Source organism: Microcystis sp. M165S2 (assembly GCF_020245885.1).
GTDB lineage: Bacteria > Cyanobacteriota > Cyanobacteriia > Cyanobacteriales > Microcystaceae > Microcystis.
On sequence record NZ_JADBTZ010000243.1, the window covers coordinates 1 to 2977 of the forward strand.

A 2977-nucleotide genomic window follows, 5' to 3' on the forward strand; every position below is an offset into this window, starting at 1 on the left:
CTTTAAACTCTAAGACAAACATTTTACGCAGGGGGTACTTAGATAAAATCAGTATAGCACAATAAAAGTTAAGTTAACAAGCTATAGTTTAAAAAGCCGTCCTAAAAGGACGGGGCTTTAACCCAAAATTTCGGTAAAATTAACTTCTTGGTTAGGATAGGCAATAGGCAATAGGCAATAGGCAAGACCTCCCTTGTCTCGTGCTAAGGTAGAACCTTGGCACGAGACAAGAGAATGGAGTCGCCCCCACCCTACTATTCCTATTTGCGTTTTTTCAGGCTAGAAGCTAACCCTAGTCCCCCTAATCCTAACAAGGCAACAACGGAACTGGGTTCAGGAACGGACTGGGTCTGTTCTGTCCCATTAATACTAAATTGGTAAGGCCCATCAGTAGGAAAAACAGACCAAGTTCCCCCTTGATTGCCACTAAAAACGTAACCATCACCAATCGTCCAACCAGAGAGCATTTAGGTAGAAATGTCAAGCCCCTAAAACTAGGGGAGCAAACTTTCTGCCATGCTCAACTGCTCAAATACATAGCTTTTTACTTTCTCTCAGATTAACTCCTGTCAGTTCAACCTGCTAACTGTAATAATCAGGGATTTTTGTCTGTTATAATTTATACAAAATAACCTGCGATTACCCTGAGTTTTTAGTGAGCGGTATTAACTGGAGTTCAGACCGATTTTACTCGCCGGCCGTGAAACCGTTATCTAGGGTTAGCTGAATAAATCTTAAAACCTTGTTGGGTAAGACTTTTAGACCTTTTGTCAATCAAAAAGTACCGGATATGGGAGTGATCGGGGGAAAATTCCGGGACTTTTTCTCTGAAAATTAGGTAATTGACCCCCTCAGAATCGGTAAAAACCTACACCCCACACCCCACACCCTGTCCCCACAAGAAACTTTTTGCCGCAAACCCTATCTAGCAAGGTTTTCAGTCTTGATGAGCCTTTCAGTATCCTGTGAGATTAAACGCTTATGTAATTTAGGACTTACGCACTGTACAAATTCACCATGATGTGCATGAACGAAAATCCGTCGTTTCAGACTTTTGGCGATTAACTCCCGAACGATAGCGATCGCTCAAAGGTCATCAAAAAATCAGGATAAAATACCTGAAACCCATACACCATATCCGGTCGGTCCTGTCAATGCCTAAGTCCTATAATTGTCAATATAGATTTACGAACTTTTTTGTCGAAACCGGATCTTAAACTTTAAAAATAGGCATGATGGGAATAGTTGGGATCGAGGGGGTGGAAAGATGGATAGAATGGTGGCTTTGTACTTACATATACTTGGCGAGCTCAGGAATTCACGCTACCCTAGGTATCGGGTTCTTTACATTTTGTTACTTAACATCCGTAAAAAAACCTGGTTCATTTACTTTATTTTCTCAAAAAAGAATCTTAAAACAGTATTAAGGTTTTATAATTGAGCAGTGTTGTCAGGAGGAACATTGTGTTTAAACGACTTGCAGAACAGCATCGCCAACTGGTCAAAGACTTGGTCATGGATTTACAGGCCTTAGCGATCGCACTAGAAAATCAAGGTTATCTAGCATCTTGCTACACCTGTGGCGGTCAAATGAACAGCGCATCCTTTATGGTCGGATTGGGTGAAACCCATCTAATTCGGTTTCTCGTGTCCGATTACGGCATCACCTGGACAGAAATGCGCGATGATCGAGAGTTAATGAAACTCGAAGGTGCGGAAGCCATCAGCCAACTACAGGAATTAGCCAATCTGATTAAATATCAAATTTCGCCGGCGGAATTTATTGACAAAAAACCCTCCTCCGTGCCGCAACGGTTAGAGAGGGTTTAACCCCAGATGTTACCTAGACCTGTATGTTTAGTGAACTTTTTCCCTAACCTTTCAGCCAACTGTTAGCTAGATAGGCCATTCGTTTCATCTCTTTTCGTCCCCGGGAGACGGAATCGAGGACCATGCCACAGGTCAAACTTAAAAAGGCTAAAAGCATGATCGAGGCCGATAAAATAGCGGTGGGAAAACGTGGTACTAAGCCGGTTTCGAGGTATTCAAACAGGACGGGGATCGCTAAGAGGAGGGAAATAACCGCCAAAATTAGCGAGACAAGGCTAAAAAAGAGAAAAGGACGAATTTCTTTAAAAAGTAGGATAGCGGTTCCCAATACTCGCCAGCCATCTTGAAAGGTTTTTAACTTACTTTGGGAACCTTCGGGACGTTCTCCGTAGAGGGTTGGTTCTTCGGCGAAGGGAATTTTTAATTCTAAAGCGTGGATAGTTAACTCGGTTTCAATCTCGAAACCATTGGACAAAGCGGGAAAAGATTTGACGAAACGACGAGAAAAGACGCGATAACCGGAGAGCATATCGATTAAACGCGCTCCAAACAGAAATTTCACCAATCCTGTTAAAAATAGATTACCAGCGCGATGACCGGGACGATAAGCCTGGGAGGATTTTGCCGCTTCTCGACGCGCACCGACGACCATATCCAATTGTTCCCGCAGCATTCGTTCAATTAAGCGTCGTACTGCCGCAATTTCGTAGGTATCATCACCATCGATGAGAATATAGATATCGGCCTCGATATCGGCAAACATCCGCCGGACAACATTGCCTTTTCCCGGTTGGATTTCCTGACGAACGATCGCCCCGGCTTTGAGTGCCTCCGTCACGGTATCATCGGTAGAGCGGTTGTTATAGACATAAATTGCCGCTTCTGGCAAAAAAGTTTGGAATTGGGAGACCACTTTGGCGATCGTTAGTTCTTCGTTGTGACAGGGAATAATCGCCGCAATACGATAGTTTTTCAGGGAAATAGGCGATCTGGTTGTCAGGTTCTCGATCATCGAAAATTTTGGGTCTGAAACCCCGTCGTTCTACGACGGCTTTACCGTTAAATACTAGCGCATTTACCAAATATATGCTAAAATGTGAGACATGGAAAAAGCCTACTCGTTTCGATTTTACCCCACACCAGAACA

4 protein-coding genes and 1 pseudogene are annotated in these 2977 nt (G+C 43.4%); 2 read left to right on the top strand and 3 right to left on the bottom strand.

Going from position 1 to position 2977, the window contains the following annotated elements; translation table 11 throughout:
- Positions 1 to 260: 260 nt before the first annotated feature.
- Together IM479_RS12495 and IM479_RS23045 are read right to left on the bottom strand one after the other, a co-directional pair.
- Complete coding sequence (locus IM479_RS12495) at positions 261 to 467, bottom strand: PEP-CTERM sorting domain-containing protein (RefSeq protein ID WP_287684742.1); 207 nt, start codon at positions 465 to 467, stop codon at positions 261 to 263.
- Positions 468 to 709: 242 nt separating this feature from the next.
- Positions 710 to 899 (bottom strand): annotated as a pseudogene (locus IM479_RS23045) (hypothetical protein).
- Positions 900 to 1464: 565 nt separating this feature from the next.
- Between IM479_RS23045 and IM479_RS12500 the strand changes: the two are divergent.
- Positions 1465 to 1830 (top strand): DUF1815 family protein, encoded by a 366-nt coding sequence (locus tag IM479_RS12500; protein ID WP_287684743.1) that lies wholly within the window; start codon positions 1465 to 1467, stop codon positions 1828 to 1830.
- 43 nt (positions 1831 to 1873) lie between these two features.
- On the opposite strand, the gene IM479_RS12505 is transcribed toward IM479_RS12500, so the two are convergent.
- Positions 1874 to 2842: a glycosyltransferase family 2 protein gene (locus IM479_RS12505; protein WP_287684745.1), complete on the bottom strand. Its 969-nt coding sequence runs from the start codon at positions 2840 to 2842 to the stop codon at positions 1874 to 1876.
- A gap of 91 nt (positions 2843 to 2933) precedes the next feature.
- On the opposite strand from IM479_RS12505, the gene IM479_RS22675 reads away from it, so the two are divergent.
- Positions 2934 to 2977 (top strand): helix-turn-helix domain-containing protein (locus IM479_RS22675; RefSeq protein WP_353737494.1); only part of this gene is annotated, 44 nt, incomplete at its 3' end.

What these genes read in the sequence shown, in the direction of transcription:
- IM479_RS12505 (WP_287684745.1), bottom strand. Translation starts at nt 2,842, where the DNA reads ATGATCGAGAACCTGACAACCAGATCGCCTATTTCCCTGAAAAACTAT.
- IM479_RS12495 (WP_287684742.1), bottom strand. Translation starts at nt 467, where the DNA reads ATGCTCTCTGGTTGGACGATTGGTGATGGTTACGTTTTTAGTGGCAAT.